Here is a 19305-nt window from a genome sequence, read left to right on the forward strand (position 1 = left end):
ACCGGGACTGGCACCACGACGCCCGCGACGCGGTGGCCGCCCTGCGCATGGAGGCCGCGGCCGACCCCGACGACCCCGAACTAGCCCACCTCGTCGGCGAGTTGTCCCTCCGGGACATGGACTTCTGCACCTGGTGGGCCGAGCACCGTGTCAGCGGCGCCGGTTACGGCACCAAGCACTACCACCACCCCCTGGTCGGCGACCTCACCCTCGACTGCGACACCTGGGCCAGCCCCGACGGCTCCGGGCAGCGTCTGATGGTGCTGACCGCCGAACCGGGCAGCCCCTCCCACGACGCCCTGCGCATCCTCGCCTCCTGGACCGCCGCGGAGCCCGGCACCGGCCGGACGGAGGACGTGACCCGATGACCGCTTGGACACCCGAGGACCAGGCCCTGCTCTCCGAGACCTACGCCCTCACCCTGACCGCCGGGGACGACGGTCGGGGCGGCGTGGAGATCGGCATGGTGGTCGTCGACGGCGAGCTGTACGTCCGCGCCTACCGGGGAGTCCGCTCCCGTTGGTACCGGGCGGCGCGGGACCGAGGCCACGGACGCATCCAGGTGGCCGGCGTCACCCGGGAGGTCTGCTTCCGGACCCGTGACCTGGACCTCTCCCCCGGGCTCGAGGCCGCCTTCCGCGCCAAGTACGGCGCGGTCGCCGACGCCCTCGTCGCGAGCCCGCAGGCGCGGGCCGCGACGATCCGCATCGACCCGGCGCCCGTGCCGGATGCCGGCACGGCCCCGGCCCGCTGAGCCCCGGCCCGCGCCGGACCACGGGGTCGTCGCCACCCGGGCGGGCGGCCCGGCCCGGCCCGGCCGCCCCGGCCCCCTGGGGGCCCGGACGCACCGGCGCCCGCCGCGCTCACCCTCCGGTGGCGACGACCGGGCTCACAGGGCCAGTACCGCCTTGCCGGTGTTCTCGCCCGCGAAGAGCCCGAGCAGTGCCTCGGGGAACCGCTCGACGCCGCCGGTGATCACATGTGTGCGTTCCTTCAGCCGCCCGGAGCGCAGCCAGCCGGCGAGTTCGGCGCGGGCCTCGCCGTAGCGCGCGGCGTAGTCGAAGATGACGAAGCCCGTCATGGAGGCCCGCTTGACGAGCAGTTGCATGTAGTTGGCCGGTCCCCGGAAGCCCTGCTCGGAGTTGTACTGCGAGACGGCACCGCTGATGACCACCCGGGCGCCGTGGGCGAGCGTGGTGAGGACGTCGTCGAGGATGTCGCCGCCGACGTTGTCGAAGAACACGTCCACGCCGTCCGGCGCGAGGTCCCGCACCTGGGCCCGCACGTTCCCGGCCTTGTAGTCCACGGCCCCCTCGAAGCCGAGTTCCTCCACCAGGAAGCGGCACTTGTCTGGACCTCCGGCGATGCCGATCGCGCGGCACCCCTTGATCCGGGCGATCTGCCCGGTCAGCGCGCCGACGGAACCGGCCGCCGCGGAGACGACCACCGTCTGGCCGGGCTCGGGCCGGCCGATGTCGAGCAGACCGAAGTACGCGGTCAGTCCGCTGTAGCCGAGCGCGCCGAGGTGGACCGGCGCCTCGCCCAGGGACAGGTCGACGGGGGCCACGTCCTTGCCGTCGCTGAGCGCGTACCGCTGCACGCCGAAGGTGCCGCTCACCACCTCGCCCACGGGGTGCCCGGGGTGCCGGGACTCGACGACGTGGCCGATGCCGGCCGCGCGCATCACCTCGCCCAGGCCGACGGGGGGCACGTAGCTGCGGCCCTCGTTCATCCAGGAGCGCATCGCCGGGTCGAGGGAGAGGTAGTCGACCTGTACGAGGAACTCCCCCTCGCCCGGCTGCGGGGCCGGTTCCTCGGCGTACCGGAAGTCGGAGGCGGCGGGCAGGCCGACGGGGCGTGCCACGAGGCGGTACTGGGCGTTGGTCCGGGTCATGCGGCTGTCCTTGTCGTGTGCGGTGGTGTGGCCGGGGGCAGGGCGGGCGGGGGTCACCTGCTGCCCGGCCGGACGACCAGACGGCCCCGGACCGCGCCGCGGCGGATGCGGTCCAGGCCCTCGTTGAGGTCGGCGAACGGGATCTCCTCGACGGCCGGTGTGATGCGGCCCTGGGCGATGTAGTCGAGCACCTGCCGGTACTCGTCCTTGCCGGCGCCGTACGAGCCGCGCAGTTCCACGCTCTTGCGGACCAGGTTGCCGGTGGCGAAGCTCGTGGTCCGCGTGCCCAGGCCCACGACGACCACCCGGCCGCGGCGGCGTACGACGTCGACCGCGGCGGATGTCGTGGAGCCCACGCCCGCGAAGTCGACGACGGCGTCGGGCCGCAGGCCGGCGAGTGCGGTGACGTCGGTGAAGCAGTCGCTCGCCCCCGCCGCGCGGGCCGCGTCGAAGGTGTCCGGGTTGATGTCCACACCGTAGACCGTGGCTCCCGCGAGCACTCCGGTACGGACCCCGTTCAGGCCGAGGCCGCCCAGTCCGACGACGGCGATCACCTCCCCGGGCCTGGCGCGGGCCTCGGTGCGGACGGCGTGGTAGGCGGTGACGACCGAGTCGGTGGCGACGGCCGCGTGGACCGTGGAGACGGCGTCGGGTATGCGGACGAGGGTGGAGGCGTGGGCCACCAGGCGCTCGGCGTAGCCGCCGTCGACACCGATGCCCGGTGCGTAGTGCGCCTGGACCTCGGGGTGCGCGATGATCGCGACGGCGACGCGGTCGCCCACCGTGTACTCCCGCACGCCCTCGCCGAGGGCGGACACGGTGCCCGCGACCTCGTGGCCGAGGGTGAAGGGCGGGCGCCGGGTCAGCTCCATCGTGCCGTCGAGGGCGTGGACGTCGGAGCGGCACAGACCGGCGGCCTCGACGTCCACCACCACCCAGCCGGCGTCCGGCACCGGGTCCGGCACGTCCATCAGCCGTAAGGGTGTGCCCTGGGACACGTATCGGAAGGCCTTCATCGGCGAACTCCATACCTCGGTCCGAGCGGACCGGCGCGGTGCGGCACCGCGCAGGTCCTCCTACATGAGGTGTACGGTCCGCGGGCCCTGGATGGTTCGCATGACAACGGCCGTCCCGACGGGGGTTGCGGGACGGCCGTCGCGGCCCCCCCACTCCTCGACCGAGCGAGGGGCGTGCACAGACTACAACGGTCCGGTCGGTCCTGGGTCCGCGTTGACGCACGTGTGCACGGTGGACACCTCGACCACGGCCGCGGCGCGGGGCAGCACATTGACTTACGTCACGTTCCCCTTGCCCCGCGGGGCGGATCTCCGCGTCATCGGGCGCCCCGCGGCGTCCCGTCCTTCGACCGTCATGTGACCGATGTGCGGATCGGGTCCCCGGGCGAACAGTAGGAGGCGCAGGCTTCCTACCACGGAGGGGAACTCCCGTCATGCACCGTGATCAGTCACCACTGCGGGCGCGGTCGACGCCCCGGCATCTGCCGTCGCTGTTCCTGGACCTCGACCAGATGCTCGACGAATTCACCCGGCAGCCGCTCCAGGCGGAGTTCCGGTTCGACGCGGGGATGCCCGCGGTGATCACCGTCGAGTTCCTCGCGGAGCGGGGACCGAGTCTCATCTGGCGGATCGGGCGCGAGCTGCTGTACCGCGGCCTGACGTCGATGAGCGGCTGCGCCGATGTGCGGATGTGGCCGACGCTGCCCGGTGAGCGCCCCTCGTCCTGGCTGCTCCTGGAATCGCAGGAGGTGGAGGCCCTCTTCGAGCTGCCCACCGGGCCGCTCGCCGAGTGGCTGGAGGCCAGCTACCGGATCACCCCGGCGGAGACGGAGATGGACGGTCTGGACTGGGACGGCTTCCTGCTCCGGTTGCTCGACGGTCCGGCGGCGCCGTCGGAGTGAGCGGGGCCGGACAGGGAGGACTTGCACCCCGGTGCGTCACCTGTCAGAGTGGTGACGCACAAGCTTGCCGGGAGTGGGCCGGCGGTCGGCGCCATCACACGTGTGCCGCCCCCGGACACCCGAGGACAACGCTGTGCCGCAGGCCGCACCCGCGGCGGACGAGGAGGAATGACGTGAAGAGCAGCAACCCGGTCTTCTCCCGCTGGGGCGCCAACCGTGACGCCGCCCCCGTCGGGGCGCACACGCGCCACCCGGTGGGCGCCACGGCCGGTGGCCGGCCGGCGGACGACTACCTGACCAACCCCTACGCCCCGGGCGCCGGTGCGGGCCCCGACGCCGGCGCACGGACCGCGGGGACCGCGATCACGATGGACGACGTCGTCGTGCGCACCGCGACCACGCTCGGCACCGCGGTGCTGACGGCCGTGCTGTCCTGGCTGCTGCTGCCCGTCGACGAGGCGAACATCGGCCGGTCGTACGGCATCGCCGTGGGCGCCGCCCTGATCGCCTTCGTGCTGTCGCTGGTCCAGGCGTTCAGGCGGGCGCCGTCCCCGGCGCTGATCCTCGGCTACGCGGCGTTCGAGGGTGTCTTCCTCGGCGTCATCTCCAGCGCCACCTCGACGTACATCGCGCCGGGCGTGGTCGTCCAGGCGGTGCTCGGCACCTTCGCCGTGTCCGCCGGCGTCCTGATCGCCTACCGGATGCGCTGGATCCGCGTCGACCGGCGCTTCGCCGGCTTCGTCGCCTCGGCCGCGACCGGCTTCCTGCTGCTGCTCGCCGCCGACCTGCTCTTCTCCGCCTTCGGCGCGGGCCACGGCCTCGGCTTCCACAGCGGCGGCCTCGGCATCCTCTTCGGCGTGATCGGCATCCTGCTCGGCGCGGCCTTCCTCGCCCTGGACTTCAAGCAGGTCGAGGACGCCGTCGCCTACGGCGCCCCCCGCGAGGAGGCGTGGCTGGCCGCCTTCGGCCTCACCATGACACTGGTGTGGATCTACCTCCAGGTGCTCCAGGTGCTGTCCATCCTCAACAGCGACAACTGAGTTCTCCGGCACCGGAAGGGGCATGCGCGGCGCGCATGCCCCTTCGGCGTGTCTGTCCACGGGCCGCCCCCGCTGAACCGGCGCGGGACCCGGCTCGTTCTCCCATCACGACGACCTGACCGCGCGTCGGGTGCCGGCCGGGACCGCCCCGGGCGGTCCCGGACCGACAGAACGCGAGAGGCATCCATGAGCGCGCAAGAGCACTGCCCGTACCAGGACGGCAGGGTGGTCATCGATCACGCCTTCAAGGCCGACTCCCCCGCACGGTACGCCCGGCTCCGGCAGTTCGGACCCATCCACCCGGCCGAGTTCCACCTGGGTCTGAAGGGCTGGGTGGTCGTCGGCCACGAGCTGGCCCGTCAGGCGCTGACCCATCCCGCCCTGCTCAAGGACGCCACGCCCGCCGCCGAGGCCCTGGCCGCCGCCGGATACGTCCTCCACCAGCCGTCGGTGGGACTCGGCGCGCAGATGATGGAGGCCGACCCGCCCGAGCACACCCGCCTGCGCCGGCTGGCCTCGGCCGCCTTCACCCCCCGCCGTACGGCCGAACTCGCCCCGCGCATCGAGCGGATCGCCCACGAGCTGATCGACGCCATGCCGCCGTCGGGCGAGCTGGACCTCGTCGAGGCCTTCAACGCCCCGCTGCCCGCGACGGTCATCGCCGAACTCCTCGGCATCCCGCACCGGCACCACCTGGACTTCCGCCGCTGGTCGGGGCAGGCCCTCCAGGTGGCCTCCCCCGGACACCGCCCGGCCCTCGCCGCTCTGCACGGGCTGCTGGCCGCCCTGGTCGCCGACAAGCGCCGCCGCCCCCAGGACGACCTGCTCTCCGCCCTGGTGGCCGTGCGCGACGAGGAGGACGGCCGGCTCTCCGAGGAGGAGCTGGTCGGCACCGCCATGATGCTGGTCGTCGCCGGCCACGAGAGCACGGTGAACCTGCTGGGCAACGCCGTGCTGGCCCTCCTGCGGCACCCCGGCCAGCTGCGGCTGCTGCGCGAGCGGCCCGAGCTGGTGCCCGGCGCGGTGGAGGAGTTCCTGCGCTACGACACCTCCGTCGAGCGCTCCACGAGCCGCTACGCCGCCGAGGACCTCGAACTGGGCGGGGTGCCGATCCCCCGGGGCGGCATGGTCGTCGTCGCTCTCGGCTCGGCCGGGCACGACGCCCCGCAGCAGGACGGCGACGACCCCGCCGTGCTCGACGTGACCCGGCCGAACGTCCGCCACCTCGCCTTCGGCCACGGCATCCACTACTGCCTCGGCGCCCCGCTCGCCCGCCTGGAGACGGCCATCGCGCTGCGCACCCTGCTGTCCCGCGTCCCCGAACTGGAACTGGCGGTGCCGCCGGACTCGCTCGAATGGATCGGTTCCGGGATCATCCGCGGCGTGCTGTCCCTGCCGGTGCGCTACCGCGTCGGCTGACCCGGCCGCCCGCGAAGGGCCCGGCGCACGACGAAGTCCCGGCCCGCGCCACGGGGCGCGGGCCGGGACGGCACCCGGCCGGGGTCGGTCAGACGGTCCGGGTGCGCAGCTGGCGGGCCTTCCAGCCCAGCAGCAGGGCCTGGAGGATGAACCACACCCCGCCGCCCGTGGCGTACACGGACAGCACGTCGAGTGAGGGGCTGTCGCCCGCGGCCTGGACGTTGTAGAAGAAGCCGACCAGGAAGGACAGCCCGCCCGAGATCAGGGTCGGCCACTGCCTGCCCAGCTCGGGACCGCGTCGCCGCAGCCCGACGACCACCTGGGCGGCGCCGGAGACGACGGCCCAGGCGCCGAACACGTGGAGCACCGGTGCGACACCGCCGGCCCCGGCGATGCCGACCGCGAGGGCGGCCACGGTGCTGAGCACCCCGTTGAACGCGGTCACCCGGCGCTCGGAACCGTCAGGGGTGGCGCGGTAGTCGATCAGCGAGGAGACCGCGTCGATCAGCGGGTAGACGACGAGCAGGGTGATGGCCACGGCGTCGACGTTCTCGTGGGCTCCGGCGAACGCCAGGGCCCATGCCACGGCCAGCACGCCGCGGCCCAGGTACAGCCTCAGCAAGGAGGAACGTCCGTCCGCCGCCGCCGGGTTCGACGGTGCCGCTGTCTGCGTGCTCATGAGGGATGGGGCCTTTCTCGGGTCAGGTGGTCGGTGGTCGGGTCAGTGCCGGGACGGCAGGACGCAGCGGAAGCTGGAGGCGGCGGCCGGGTCGCCGTGGCCGTCGTAGCGGGACACCGACGGGTAGCTGCACAGGTCGCGGGTGACGGTCTTGTGCTCGGCGTTGACCAGGGTGGCGGGCAGCGTCCTGGGCGCCTTGCCCTTCTCGACCCAGGTGCGCAGCGCGCCGAGGTCGTCGGCCGTGGCACCGCTGCCGTTGTTCAGGCCGCAGTGCGCCGTGCCCGGGGCGAGGAAGAGACGGTAGAAGTCGTCGACCTTCTTGGTTCCGCCCAGCTCCTGCTCGACCTGCTTGCGGTACTTCACGGTGCCCTGGGCGGGGATGTACTGGTCGGCCTGGCCGTGCCAGGTCAGCAGCTTGCCGCCGGACTTGCGGAAGGCGGACAGGTCCGGGTCGTCGGTGCCGATGATCTTGTCGTACTCGGCCTCGGACTGCTTGAACAGCCGCGTGAACTGGCTGTAGGTGATCTTCGTGAGGTCGAAGGACGGGTCCTTCTCCAGCCAGGTCTGGACCCAGGCGGCGGGCACCGGGAAGGGGGCGCCCTTGACGACGCCGTTCGCGTCCGGCGGGGTGACGCCGGCCAGGGCCGACAGGTCGGCGCCGATCGGGACGCCGGCCCACAGCTTCTTGCCCGAGGTGGTGCGCGGGCCGTCCCAGATCTTGCGGACCACGGCCGCGTCGGCCGCCGTGATGGTCAGCTCCTTGCCGTCGCACACCACCTTGGTGCCGATCAGCCGGCGCGGGTCGAAGTCGCACCGGGCCGGGTCGTTGACCAGGCCGTCCTTGACGCCGTCGAGCGGGTCACAGGCCTTGACGGCGGCGTCGGTGAAGGCCGCGAACTCGCAGGAGGTCGGGTAGGTCTTCTCGTTGTTCATGACCACCTGCGGCCACAGGGTGGCGACCTCGAACTCGTCCCAGTTGACGGCGGGCGCGTTGGCGAGGATGCCGTCGTAGTCGTCGGGGTGGCGCTGGGCCTCCATGTAGCCCTGGCGTCCGCCGGTGGAGCAGCCGTTGAAGTACGCGTAGGAGGCGGGCCTGCTGTAGAAGCCGTCGATGACGTCCTTGGCGACGACCGCGGCCTCGTGCTCGGAGCGGCTGGCGAAGTTCTTCAGCAGCGCCTTGTCGACCTTGCCCCCGCCGGTGAGGGCCCAGCCGGTGTCGATGTAGGTGCTGACGCCGGCGTCGGTGGTCGCGGCGGCGTACCCGTTCTTGACCGCGGCGGCCAGGCCCGCACCGTAGTCGCCCGCGGCGTAGGCCGAGCCGCCGATCGTCTGGAGGCGGCCGTTCCAGCCCTTCAGCGGGAGCCAGACGCGCACCTTGGCGTGGTCGCCCTGACCCGGGTGGGTCAGCGTCACCGTCACGTCGCAGAACGCCGGCACGTCGGGGATCTGCGCCCCGGGCAGCGGGGTGACCGGGGGCACGTCCACGGTGCCCGCCGCGTGGCTGACGACGGTCACGCTCTCCACCTTGGTGCCGGCGGGGGCCTTCACGGGCAGCGACCGGCAGCCGAGCGGCGCGGAGGAGGCGTTCGCCGGCTCCGCCGACGCGGTCGGCACCCACAGCGCGGCGGCCAGCGGCACACCGGCGGCGAGGGCAGTCAGAAGTGTGCGTCTCATTGGTTTCCATCCCGGAAGTAGGTGTGCGCCTCACCGCGGCGACACAGGTGCACGGCACATGAGCTGAACAGGGCCGGGGCCGGCGGGCCTGCACGGGCGGACGTCCGCTCGCGTGCCTCCGCGACCTCGGTGCGCGACCCGAGGAGGTCTCGGGTGCCGAAGACTGAGCCAGACACTATCACCGGTTTAACTGGTGACGAAAGAGGGAGGGTCACATGTCTTGCGACCACATGTCTTGCGACCACATGTCGTACGGCCGCGCGGAGACGTCGCCCCGCAGCCGTGGGCGCCTGCTCGGTCCGTGCTCCCACTCTGGCCGGGCCGGCCCCGGTCCCACCACCGTCAGTTGACGGTCCGTGGACACCCCCCGGTGCCGGCATCCGCCGAGGGGCGGTTGGGTCATTCGACGGTCGGGCGAGGGCGGCCCTACGCGCCGGGGATGTCCATCTCCAGCCAGACCGTCTTGCCCCGGCCGCTCGGAGAGGTGTTCCACGTGTGCGCCAACGCGTCGACCAGGTACAGGCCCCGGCCGTGTTCCGCCCGCGCGCTGCCCTCCTCGGTGAGCGAGTAGGCGGTGGGCACGGGCGGGTCGCTGTCCGAGTCCCGCACCTCGAGACGGACCCGGTGACCGGAGGCCCGCAGCCGCACGTCCACATCGCTGCCCGCGTGGACGAGCGCGTTGGTCACCAGTTCCGAGGTGATGAGTTCGAGGTCGTCCGACAGATCGGCCAGACCCCACTCGCACAGGCACTCGTGCACGAAGCCGCGCGCCTCCCTGACCGCCCGCAGATCACGCCGGTGGACGTGGAAACGCGCGGTCCGGGGCGCGGCGGAGTCGTCCGCTCCCTCGTAGCGGGCCAGCAGCAGCGCGGCGTCGTCGCGCCGGCCGGGCGTGCCCGCCAGCAGGCGGTCCGCCAGGGTCTCCAGGTCGGCGCCCGCCCCGCCGGCACCCAGGCGGGCGCCGACGTCGTCGCGATCCGGTTCGTGCACTCCGTCCGAGTAGAGCACGAGCACGGTTCCGGGCGGGAGCGTGTGCTCCCGGGAGCGGTACGGAGTGCGCCCGTGCAGCCCGAGCGGCACGTTGGCCGGCGCCCACAGCGGACGGACGGTGCCGTCGGACAGCCGGGCGAGCGGCGCCGGATGTCCGGCCAGCGCCACCTCGGCCACCCCCGTCCCGGTGTCCACGGCCACCACGCAGCAGGTGGCGAGCAGTTCGGTGCCCATCCGGGACAGCAGCCGGTCGGTGCGGTCGAGCAGCGCGGCCGGCCCGTGGCCCTCGGTGGCGTAGGCGGCCACCGAGGTGCGCAGCTGACCCATGACGGCGGCGCTCTCCAGCGTGTGGCCCTCGACGTCCCCGACGACCAGCATCACGCGGTCGTCCGGCATGGTGATCACGTCGTACCAGTCGCCGCCCGCCTCGCTCGCGGCCTGGGCCGGCCGGTACCGGGCCGTGGTGGGCAGCCGGGGCGCCTCGGGGAGGGCGGCGGGCAGCAGCCGCCGCTGCATGCCCTCGGTGAGCGCCTGACGTGCGGCGCCGAGCTGGATGCGCTGGACCGCCGCGCCCAGCAGCCCGGCCATCATGGTCAGCACGGCCCGCTCCTCGGGCGGGAACGTCCGCGGCCCGTCGAACGACAGGCAGCAGACCCCTACCACCGGGGCGGCGCCGGCCATCGGCAGGTCGACCACGTGCCGGCTGCCGACCAGCGGCAGGTAGGCGGCGGCGTGCCGTCCGTCGCCCCCGCCGGGCACACCGCTCGACGCATCCCCGGGGCCGGCGTCCGGGACGCGGCCCGCGGCCGGCGCGCCGGCGGAACCCGGGACGAACAGCGCCCGCCCCCGCATCGCCCGCGCGGCGGGCGTGCCCGCGTGCAGGGCGCCGCCGTGCAGCTCGGCCACCAGGTCCGCGGAGTCCCCGCTGTGGCCGAGTACCCACAGCCGGCCCTCGGCGGCCGAGGTCAGTGCCAGCGCCCGGGCGCGCATCGGGGCCAGGACACAGAACTCCGCCACCCCGACGACGTCCTCCATGGTGGTCGCCCGGTTCAGCATCTCCGTCAGCCGCTGGAGGGCGTACAGCAGGGTCATCCCCGCGGAGCCGGGCACACCCGGCACCCCCCGGACGGCGACCTGCTCCCCGGCCGCCGCCGGCGGTTCGGCGGTGCCGAACACCGGCACCAGTACGGGCAGGCTGCCGGGCGCGATCGTGGCGCCGCGGGCCTGGAGTCCGGCCAGCAGGTCGGCCAGCCGGTCGCCGATCCGGGTGAGCTCCCGGGAGTCGGTGCCGCCATAGTCCCCGCTGTCCTCGGTTCGCAGCACGGTCAGCGAGCCGAAACGGCGCCCTTCCGCCTCCAGCGCGACGGAGGCGACGGTGTACGGGTAGGCCAGGGCCCCGCTCTCCGGTTCGGCGAGCGGGTCCGGTTCGGCCAGGAACGCCAGACGCTGCCCGGCCAGGGCGCGCGCGGAGGCGTAGGGGGAGTCCAGTTTCATGCGGCCGGGGAGCGTGAGCATGGACGGCGGGCTGCCGCCGATCATGGCGGCGCGCAGTTCGCCGCCGTCGGGGGTCAGCAGGTACACGGCGGCCGTGACGGCGTGCAGACGGTGAGCGGCCTGGTGCACGGCACGGTGCAGCAGCGCCGTCAGCTCGTCCCCGAGCACCCCGGCGGCTCCGGGCCCCCGGCCGTCCGGGAACCCGGCGTCTGGAGCGCTGCGGTCGTCCATGAACCCTTCCGGCCAGAGCCGCCCCTTCTCGGGGGACATGTCACACCTTGTCCGCTTCCTCGGTTTCTCCGGTCACGGTACCCATCCGCTCCTCCTTCAGCCACCGGGAGTGGTACCGCTCGGCCCAGGACCGGCTGACGTATCCGGTGCGCATGCCGAGCCGCGCCTCCGGATCCTCGAACGCCCGGCGCATGTGTCCGAGGAGGACGAAGGTGATGGCCCAGGCCAGGAGGTCGTGGACGAAGATCGCGCTGGTCCGGGAGATGAAGGGCAGCAGCCCCATGAACCACATCAGCAGACCGGTGGACATCATCACCAGCACGGCGCCGGCGATCCAGCCCGCGTAGATCTTCTGGCCCGCGTTGAACTTGCCGGCCGGCCGCGCCTCGGGCCAGTTCCGGCGCTTGCGCACGGCCCGCAGCCACTGCCGGTCGTACACCGCGAAGCGGTTCAGCCTGCGCAGGTCCGCCCGGAAGTCGGCGGAGAGGAGTCCGAGCAGGAAGGGGACCGGCAGGCAGATGCCCGACCACTCGTGCAGCGTGACCATCAGGTGGCGCCGCCCGACGAGCTGGGCCAGCGGCCCCAGGTACAGGCAGGCGGCGGTGACCAGGCACACGAGCATCAGGTAGCCGGTGGCCCGGTGGACCATGCGCTCGGCGGTGCTGAACCGTCGCACACGGCCGGGCGGTTCAGGCCGCGCCGCTGTGCCGGTCGGCGTCGTCGAGCCAGCCGTCGACTGCATAACCGCGTTCCTCCCAGTAGCCGGGAACGACCTTGTCGGTGACCGAGATGCCGGACAGCCACTTGGCCGACTTGTAGAAGTACATGGGGGCCACGTAGAGGCGGACCGGTCCCCCGTGCTGGTGGGTGATGGGCTTGTCCTGCATGTTCAGCGCCACCAGGACGTCGGAGCGGCGGGCCTGTTCCAGGGTGAGGCTCTCGGTGTAGGCGCCGTCGAAACAGGTGAACCGGACCGCCGCGCCCGGGGAGCGCACCCCGGCGGCGTCCAGGATGTCCGCCAGCTTCACCCCTTCGAAGGGTGTCTTGTCCACCCGCCACCCGTCCGTGCACAGCACGTCGTGGACGACCCGGGTCTGCGGCATCGCGCGCAGTTCGTCGAGCGTGTAGGTCTTCGGCTTCTCCACCAGACCGTCGACCTTGAGTGCGTAGTTCGTCGCGTCCTTCTGCGGCACCGAGCCGACGACGCTGTAGTACCGGAAGCCGCCCGGGTTGGGCAGCAGACCGGTCAGGCCCGTGGCGTCGACCTGGGAGGCGGCACCGAGGAACCCCTCCCAGCCGCGCTGGAGATAGGGCGCGGCGGCGAGCCCGGCGGCTCCCGCTCCGAGCATGCCCAGCATCGCCCGCCGTCCCACCGGTGCGCCCTCGGCCCCGCGCTTCGGCTTTCCTGCCATGGTCAGTGTGCTCCTTAGAGGTGGCGACGATCCCGGCGAGGTGCGGCCGGACGCGGGCTCCGGTTCGGGCGGGCCCACACGTGTGAACACGGTCGGCCGTTTCCGGCACCGTCACCTGTTCAACTGGTGACGATGGTGGCACGTTCGTCCAGGACTGTCAACGGACGCGCACATATGTGTGAACCCTCACTCCCGGGAGACGGCGGACGAATCCCGGGAAACGACGGACGCCCGCCTGTTACACTTGCGGGGACGTTGACCGTGTATCGAGGAGTCGCAGACGTGGTGGGTGAAGACGACATCTCCGGGTGAGATCCGGATCTGACGGCCACCGGCCGGTGCTCAGGAGCGCCGCCGACGTGGTCCGTCTCGTCGTACCCCTTTTCCCACGTCTGCCCTGGGCAGAGGTCCAAGCCCTGCCCTCAGTACCTCAGAGGTCGCCTCCATGTCCGACGCCGCCGTCGTCTGCTCGAACCTGTCCTTCGCCTGGCCCGACGACACCCCGGTCTTCCACGACCTGTCCTTCACCGTGACCACCGGCCGCACGGGCCTCGTCGCTCCCAACGGCTCCGGCAAGAGCACCCTGCTCAAGCTGATCGCCGGCGAACTCAAGCCCGCCACCGGCTCGGTGTCGGTGGCCGGCACGCTCGGCTACCTCCCCCAGAGCCTGCCCCTGACCGGCAACCTCACCGTCGCCGAGGTCCTCGGCGTCGCCGCGGTGATCCGCGCCATCGACGCCGTCGAATCCGGTGACGTGAGCGAGGAGCACTTCACCACCATCGGCGACGACTGGGACATCGAGGAGCGCACCCGCGCCCAGCTCGACCGCCTGGGCCTCGCCGACCTCACCCTGGACCGCAGCCTGAGCACGCTCAGCGGCGGCCAGGTCGTCTCCCTCGGCCTCGCCGCCCAGCTGCTCAAGCGCCCCGACGTCCTGCTGCTCGACGAACCGACCAACAACCTCGACCTGGCGGCCCGGCGCAAGCTCTACGACGTGCTCGGGGACTTCAACGGCTGTCTGCTGCTCGTCAGCCACGACCGCGCGCTGCTCGACCGCATGGAGCGCATCGCCGAACTCGGCAGCGACGAACTGCGCTTCTACGGCGGCAACTTCACCGAGTACGAGGAGGCGGTGCGCGCCGAGCAGGAGGTCGCCGAGAAGAACGTCCGCAACGCCGAGGCGGAGCTGAAGCGGGAGAAGCGGGAGATGCAGCAGGCCCGCGAGCGCGCCGAGCGGCGCGCGAGCAACGCCGCCAAGAACCTCAAGAACGCCGGTCTGCCGAAGATCTTCGCCGGCAACATGAAGCGCGGCGCGCAGGAGGCCGCGGGCAAGGCCGGCACGATGCACGCCTCCCGGGTCACCGAGGCCAAGGCCCGCCTCGACGAGGCCGGACGCGCGCTGCGCGACGAGCAGCGCCTCACCCTGGAACTGCCCGACACCCAGGTGCCCGCCGGACGCAACCTCTTCCTCGGCGAGGGCATGCAGGTCCACCACGCGGGCAAGGCCGTGTTCGCCGACGGCGGCGTCGACCTGACCATCCGCGGCCCCGAGCGCATCGCGCTGACCGGCCCCAACGGCGCGGGGAAGACCACACTGCTGCGGCTGATCACCGGCGACCTCGCCCCGGACAGCGGGGAGATCAAGCGCAACGACGGACGCATCGCCTACCTCTCGCAGCGCCTGGACCTGCTGGACCTGGAGCGCACCGTGGCGGAGAACTTCGCCAGGTTCGCCCCCGAGCGGCCCGAGGCGGAGCGGATGAACCTGCTCGCCCGCTTCCTCTTCCGCGGCGCCCGGGCCCACCTGCCCGTCGGCGTCCTGTCCGGCGGCGAACGGCTGCGCGCCACCCTGGCCTGCGTGCTGTGCGCCGAACCGGCCCCCCACCTGCTTCTGCTCGACGAGCCGACCAACAACCTCGACCTCGTCAGCGCCGGACAGCTGGAGAGCGCGCTCAACTCCTACCAGGGCGCCTTCATGGTCGTCAGCCACGACGAGCGGTTCCTCGCCGAGATCGGGGTGAACCGCTGGCTGCGGCTGGCCGACGGGGCGCTCAAGGAGACCGGGGCCCCGGCGGTGTGAGCCGCCGGCGTGTGACGTGGCCCGCGTCCGAGGCCGTGTGCCCGGCGGGCCGACCACCGATCACGTTGGACGGTTCCCCGTGTCCCAACCCGCCCTGCTCGCCCGTGACGTCGTCCGCGCCCTCGGCGGCCGTCGCGTCCTCGACGGTGTCTCCCTTACCGCCTCTCCCGGACACCGCATCGGTCTGATCGGGGAGAACGGCGTCGGCAAGTCCACCCTGCTGCGGGTGCTGGCCGGCGTCGACGAACCCGACGCGGGGAGCGTCACGCGCCCCGGCGACCTCGGCTTCCTGCACCAGGAGATGCCCTTCGACGCCGGCTCGACCATCGCCGCGGTGCTCGATCAGGCACTGCGCGAGGCCCGTGAGGACCTCGCGGAGCTCGAACGGCTCGGCGAGGAGCTGGCCCGCGTCCCGGAGGACGATCCCGGCCACGCCGAACTCCTCCAGACCTACGGCCGGCGGCTGGAACAGGCCCAGGACCGCGAGTCCTGGGACGCCGACCGCCGCGCGGCCCTGGTGCTGGACGGCCTGGGCCTCGGCTCGGTCGGGCACGAGCGCACGCTCGGCTCGCTGTCCGGCGGGCAGCGCGGGCGGCTGGCCCTGGCCGCGCTGCTCGTGCGCAGGCCGTCGGCGCTGCTGCTGGACGAGCCCACCAACCACCTCGACGACACGGCGGCCGCGTTCCTGGAGGAGCAGGTCCGCGGCCTGCCCGGAACCGTGGTCGTCGCCAGTCACGACCGGGCGTTCCTCGACGCGGTCTGCACGGACCTGATCGACCTCGACCCCGCGGTGGACGGTCCGGTCCGCTACGGCGGCACCTACAGCGCCTACCTGGCGGAGAAGCGCGCCGAACGGGAGCGCTGGGAGCGGCGGTACGCCGAGGAGCAGGAGGAACTGGAGGAACTGCGGCAGTCGGCCGGCGTGACCGCGCACCGGGTCGCCCCCGACCGGGGGCGCGTCGACAACGAGAAGATGGGCTACGGCCACCGGGCGGGCCGGGTGCAGAACTCGATCTCCCGCCGGGTGCGCAACGCCGCCCGGCGGCTGGAGGAGCTGGAGCGCACCCAGGTCGCCGAACCGCCCCGTCCGCTGCGGTTCGCTGCCGGGGAACTGGCCGCCCGCACGGAGGAGAGCCCCCAGCCGCTGGTGTCCCTGCGCGACGTACGGGTGCCCGGCCGGCTCGCGCTGGACACCCTGGACGTCTCGCCGACCGACCGGCTGCTGGTCACCGGTGGCAACGGCGCGGGCAAGTCGACCCTGCTCGCGGTGCTCGCCGGACAGCTGCCGGCCGAGGGGGAGGTGCGCAGGCGACGCCGGCTCACGGTGGGCCTGCTCACCCAGGACACCGTCTTCGACCGGCCCGAACGCACGGTCCGCGACACGTACGAGCTGTCGCTGGGCCCGGCGCGCGCCGAGAAGGTGCCACTGGGCTCACTCGGTCTCCTGCACGAGGCGGATATGGACAAACCCGTCGGCGGGCTGTCCGTGGGGCAGCGCCGGCGGCTCGCGCTGGCCCTCCTGGTGGCCCGCCCGCCGCACCTGCTGCTGCTCGACGAACCCACCAACCACCTGTCCCCCACCCTGTGCGACGAACTGGAGGCCGCGCTCGGCACCGGCCCCGGCGCGATCGTCCTCGCCAGCCACGACCGCTGGCTGCGACGCCGCTGGCAGGGCCGCGAGATCCATCTGCAGCCGGGAGGCGGACGGCGGGAGGACCCGGGGACGTCCGGTTCGCGGGGCTGAGCCGGGGGCGCACGCAGGGGTGGGGGGCCGGGGCCGCGATGCCGGAGCGGGACCGCCGGTCCGGAATGCGCCCCCAGCCCGTGTCCCCCCACCCCCTCCCGGTGCCTGTGATCGCGATCCCTCTGTACTGTGACGACCGAAGCCCGTTCCGAGCGGCACCGCCCGGAACGGTGACGCGTCTTGCGCTCCACGGCAGTCACCTGTCAAAATGGTGATGTGAACCTTGACCATGTCTTCGTATGCGGGCACCCGGCGCTCGACTTCGCGGCCACTCTCCGCGCCCGGCGCTCGACCCGGTTCGAGATGTTCGTGACACCGGAGCGGCTCAACGCCTGGTACCTGGAGTCCGGTCTCGTGGACACGATCACACCGGGCGACGAGCAGGACGTCCGGGCGGCGACGACCGTGCGCGAGGCCATCTACCGCCTCGTCACCAACCGCCGTCGCGGTGAGGAGTTCGACCGCGAGGCACTCGCCGTGGTCAACGGCGCCGCGCGCGAGACCCCCGTGACGCCGCAGCTCACCACGGCCGGGCGGCACAACGAGGCGACCCCCGGGCAGGCCCTGGCGACCGTCGCGCGGCAGGCCGTCGAACTGCTCAGCGGCCCGGACGTCCCCCTGATGAAGGAGTGCGGCAACCCGGAGTGCACGCGCGTCTACATCGACCGCTCCCGGGGCATGCGGCGCCAGTGGTGCGGCATGGAGTCGTGCGGCAACAAGATCAAGGCGGCGGCCTACCGCGCACGGAAGAAGACCGCGCCCGCCATGCCCGTACGATGACCTGCTGACCCAGGCACGGCCCGCGCCACCGAACGAGCGCACGCGAACCCGCGGACGCGAACCCCCGGACGCCCGTTCAGTCCGCCGCCAGTGCCCTGAGCGTCCTGCGGAACCTGCCCGCCAGCATCCCCCGGGTCCAGCGCACGGACGGCGGAAGGCCGGCGTACAGCCGGTCCCGGCCGGGAAGCGGCTCCGGGTGCTCCAGGAGACCGAGGACCAGATGCGGTCCGCCGTGCGGGACGGCGTCGGCCAGCGCCTCGCGGAGCCGTACGACGTCCTCGTCCCGGATGACGGGAGCCAGCGCCCTGAGCAGCGGCTCTTCCACGCCGAGGCGTGCGGCCAGCAGGTCCTGGGCCCGGTGCGAGGCGAGCGTTCCCTCCCGCATCGCGTGCCCCCAGCTCACCGACCCGCCGACCCGGCGCTCCTCGGTGATCCGCGCGATCACGCTCTCCAGTTCGTCGAGCGCCTCGGCCAGCGCGTCGGCGTCCTCGGCCAGGCGGTCGAGCCGGCGGACCCTCTCGGGGAACCGCTCACGCAGCGCCGGCCAGAACAGCTCGTCCTTGCCGCGGTGGAGACGGCGCGCGAAGTCGACGAACCACTGCACGGTCGTCACCAGCGTCTTCGTGTCGACGGCCGCACCGCCCGCCAGCCGGGTGAAGGACCCGGCGACGAGCCGCGCGCCCCGGGTCATGACACCGTGCACGGCGCACAGTTCCTCGAAGAGACGGGTGCCTTCCTTGGCCGGCACCTGCGTGGCGCACATCCGTAGACCTTTCTCACCAGAGAGCCGGGCCTCGGGCAGGCGTGCCACCCACACACCTGGTGCGGGCGGCTGCACGCGGTCACCGGGCCGGGCCGAGCACGGAACGTACCACAGAGACACGTGTCGGAAGATCCCGTGGAGGAGAAGTGTTTCGGCGCCCGCTCCGTGGCACGTGCTTCAGGTCCCCCGGCCGGGAAACACCGGCGGCCCCGAGCGGGGGACTCGGGACCGCCGGCACGGGGACGGTCATCCGTCCGCCGGGGGGATGGACAACCCCCGGCAGGCCCGCCCCGGCCCCACCGTCCGCGTGTCCGACGGCGGGGCCTTCCAACTGGACAACGGACCCGGCGCCGGGAAGGTTCAGCGACCGCCCGGGGGGTCCGGGGCACTTCACAGGTACAGGGCGCGATGGCTGCGGTAGGCGAACGCGTCACCGGAGCTGAGGATGGTCACGATGTCCTCGCAGTAGCGCCGGTACTCCGTCTCCTCCTCGGCCGGCAGCGTCACGGAGCCGGTCCGGGCCTGGCCCATGACCTGCCGCAAGGCGCCCAGGAGCCGCTGCGGCGGCGGGAGCAGCAACACCTCCATGACGCGCCGGAAGGCGTCGACGAGGGTGTCCTTCCGTTCGGGACGGTCGGCACCCGCTTCGGTGTCCGACCGGCCCGGCCCGGCCCGCCGGGTCCCGCCGGCCGCGGCGAACAGGTCGAGGCAGGCCGTCAGGTGCCCGAGGTCGGCCGCGTCGACCTCGATCGGGTAGAGACTCGTCAGCTGGGCGCCGCCCGCGCCGTAGAGGGTGTACCCGGCCGGTTCGCCCGGGGCGTGCCCGGCCGCCGTGTCCGTGGCGTGCCACTGGGACCACAGCGGCAGTTTCAGCAGCACCTGCACCCAGCTGTCGTAGGCGTCCGCGATGATCCGCTCGTCGTCGGACTCCAGATCCGCGCTGTGGAGCAGGTAGAGGTGGCGGAGGAGCGGCTCCTCAAGGCTCTCGAACTTCGCGAAGAACACGGGATCGTCGGGGACCAGCACGTACAAGGGGGCTCCTCCTCTCAGCGGCGTGACGACGCGTGAAGGCGAGCCGTCGGCCGGACCGGCCGGCCGGCGCCCGTAGCGGCCTCGCAGCCGTGGAGGCCCGTCATGAGGACGAACGGCGCCGGCGCAGGATTCCGCATGCCTCACCTGCCGTCCTC

At 73.0% G+C, this 19305-nt stretch carries 17 protein-coding genes; 8 read left to right on the forward strand and 9 right to left on the reverse strand.

Going from position 1 to position 19305, the window contains the following annotated elements; all coding sequences use genetic code 11:
- A partial coding sequence (locus tag ACZ5DC_RS28155) for an MmyB family transcriptional regulator (RefSeq protein WP_468657215.1) occupies positions 1-368 on the forward strand: 368 nt, incomplete at its 5' end.
- Positions 365-754, forward strand: coding sequence for a DUF2255 family protein (locus ACZ5DC_RS28160; protein ID WP_468657217.1), 390 nt, complete (start codon positions 365-367; stop codon positions 752-754). The genes ACZ5DC_RS28155 and ACZ5DC_RS28160, both read left to right, overlap by 4 nt.
- Positions 755-889: 135 nt before the next feature.
- Here the strand turns inward: ACZ5DC_RS28160 and ACZ5DC_RS28165 are convergent, their stop codons facing one another.
- On the reverse strand, positions 890-1894 hold the full coding sequence (locus ACZ5DC_RS28165) for an NADP-dependent oxidoreductase (RefSeq protein WP_468657219.1): 1005 nt from the start codon (positions 1892-1894) through the stop codon (positions 890-892).
- A gap of 53 nt (positions 1895-1947) precedes the next feature.
- On the reverse strand, positions 1948-2910 hold the full coding sequence (locus tag ACZ5DC_RS28170; RefSeq protein ID WP_468657221.1) for a zinc-binding dehydrogenase: 963 nt from the start codon (positions 2908-2910) through the stop codon (positions 1948-1950).
- 434 nt (positions 2911-3344) lie between these two features.
- Between ACZ5DC_RS28170 and ACZ5DC_RS28175 the strand changes: the two genes are divergently transcribed.
- From ACZ5DC_RS28175 to ACZ5DC_RS28185, 3 genes are all read left to right on the forward strand, one after another.
- On the forward strand, positions 3345-3812 hold the full coding sequence (locus ACZ5DC_RS28175; RefSeq protein WP_468657223.1) for an SsgA family sporulation/cell division regulator: 468 nt from the start codon (positions 3345-3347) through the stop codon (positions 3810-3812).
- A 173-nt stretch (positions 3813-3985) separates the two neighbouring features.
- A complete protein-coding gene (locus ACZ5DC_RS28180) occupies positions 3986-4852 on the forward strand; it encodes a Bax inhibitor-1/YccA family protein (RefSeq protein ID WP_468657225.1) in 867 nt (288 codons plus the stop codon).
- 186 nt (positions 4853-5038) lie between these two features.
- Entirely contained in the window at positions 5039-6271 is a 1233-nt protein-coding gene (locus ACZ5DC_RS28185) for a cytochrome P450 family protein (RefSeq protein WP_468657227.1), read from the forward strand.
- 88 nt (positions 6272-6359) lie between these two features.
- Here the strand turns inward: ACZ5DC_RS28185 and ACZ5DC_RS28190 are convergent, their stop codons facing one another.
- The 5 genes from ACZ5DC_RS28190 to ACZ5DC_RS28210 form a co-directional block, all read right to left on the reverse strand.
- Positions 6360-6950: a DUF308 domain-containing protein gene (locus ACZ5DC_RS28190; RefSeq protein ID WP_366755126.1), complete on the reverse strand. Its 591-nt coding sequence runs from the start codon at positions 6948-6950 to the stop codon at positions 6360-6362.
- 42 nt (positions 6951-6992) lie between these two features.
- A complete protein-coding gene (locus ACZ5DC_RS28195; protein WP_468657230.1) occupies positions 6993-8624 on the reverse strand; it encodes a tannase/feruloyl esterase family alpha/beta hydrolase in 1632 nt (543 codons plus the stop codon).
- Positions 8625-9050: 426 nt separating this feature from the next.
- Entirely contained in the window at positions 9051-11378 is a 2328-nt protein-coding gene (locus ACZ5DC_RS28200; RefSeq protein ID WP_468657232.1) for an ATP-binding SpoIIE family protein phosphatase, read from the reverse strand.
- A gap of 1 nt (position 11379) precedes the next feature.
- Positions 11380-12081, reverse strand: coding sequence for a cytochrome b/b6 domain-containing protein (locus ACZ5DC_RS28205; RefSeq protein ID WP_468657234.1), 702 nt, complete (start codon positions 12079-12081; stop codon positions 11380-11382).
- Complete coding sequence (locus ACZ5DC_RS28210) at positions 12029-12751, reverse strand: molybdopterin-dependent oxidoreductase (RefSeq protein WP_468657236.1); 723 nt, start codon at positions 12749-12751, stop codon at positions 12029-12031. Before ACZ5DC_RS28210 ends, ACZ5DC_RS28205 begins: the two co-directional genes overlap by 53 nt.
- Before the next feature lie 445 nt (positions 12752-13196).
- On the opposite strand from ACZ5DC_RS28210, the gene abc-f reads away from it, so the two are divergent.
- From abc-f to ACZ5DC_RS28225, 3 genes are all read left to right on the forward strand, one after another.
- Positions 13197-14831 (forward strand): ribosomal protection-like ABC-F family protein, encoded by a 1635-nt coding sequence (abc-f, locus tag ACZ5DC_RS28215; RefSeq protein ID WP_468657238.1) that lies wholly within the window; start codon positions 13197-13199, stop codon positions 14829-14831.
- A gap of 79 nt (positions 14832-14910) precedes the next feature.
- The gene (locus ACZ5DC_RS28220; RefSeq protein ID WP_468657240.1) at positions 14911-16575 is read left to right on the forward strand and encodes an ABC-F family ATP-binding cassette domain-containing protein; all 1665 of its coding nucleotides are present in this window, start codon (positions 14911-14913) and stop codon (positions 16573-16575) included.
- Between the two features lie 216 nt (positions 16576-16791).
- Entirely contained in the window at positions 16792-17355 is a 564-nt protein-coding gene (locus ACZ5DC_RS28225) for a CGNR zinc finger domain-containing protein (RefSeq protein WP_366755119.1), read from the forward strand.
- 76 nt (positions 17356-17431) lie between these two features.
- On the opposite strand, the gene ACZ5DC_RS28230 is transcribed toward ACZ5DC_RS28225, so the two are convergent.
- Both ACZ5DC_RS28230 and ACZ5DC_RS28235 read right to left on the reverse strand, forming a co-directional pair.
- Positions 17432-18118: a hemerythrin domain-containing protein gene (locus ACZ5DC_RS28230; RefSeq protein WP_468657243.1), complete on the reverse strand. Its 687-nt coding sequence runs from the start codon at positions 18116-18118 to the stop codon at positions 17432-17434.
- A 390-nt stretch (positions 18119-18508) separates the two neighbouring features.
- Positions 18509-19144, reverse strand: a complete 636-nt coding sequence (locus tag ACZ5DC_RS28235; RefSeq protein WP_468657667.1) for a hypothetical protein — start codon at positions 19142-19144, stop codon at positions 18509-18511.
- Positions 19145-19305 lie beyond the last annotated feature (161 nt).

Source organism: Streptomyces sp. NPDC031445 (genome assembly GCF_055581365.1).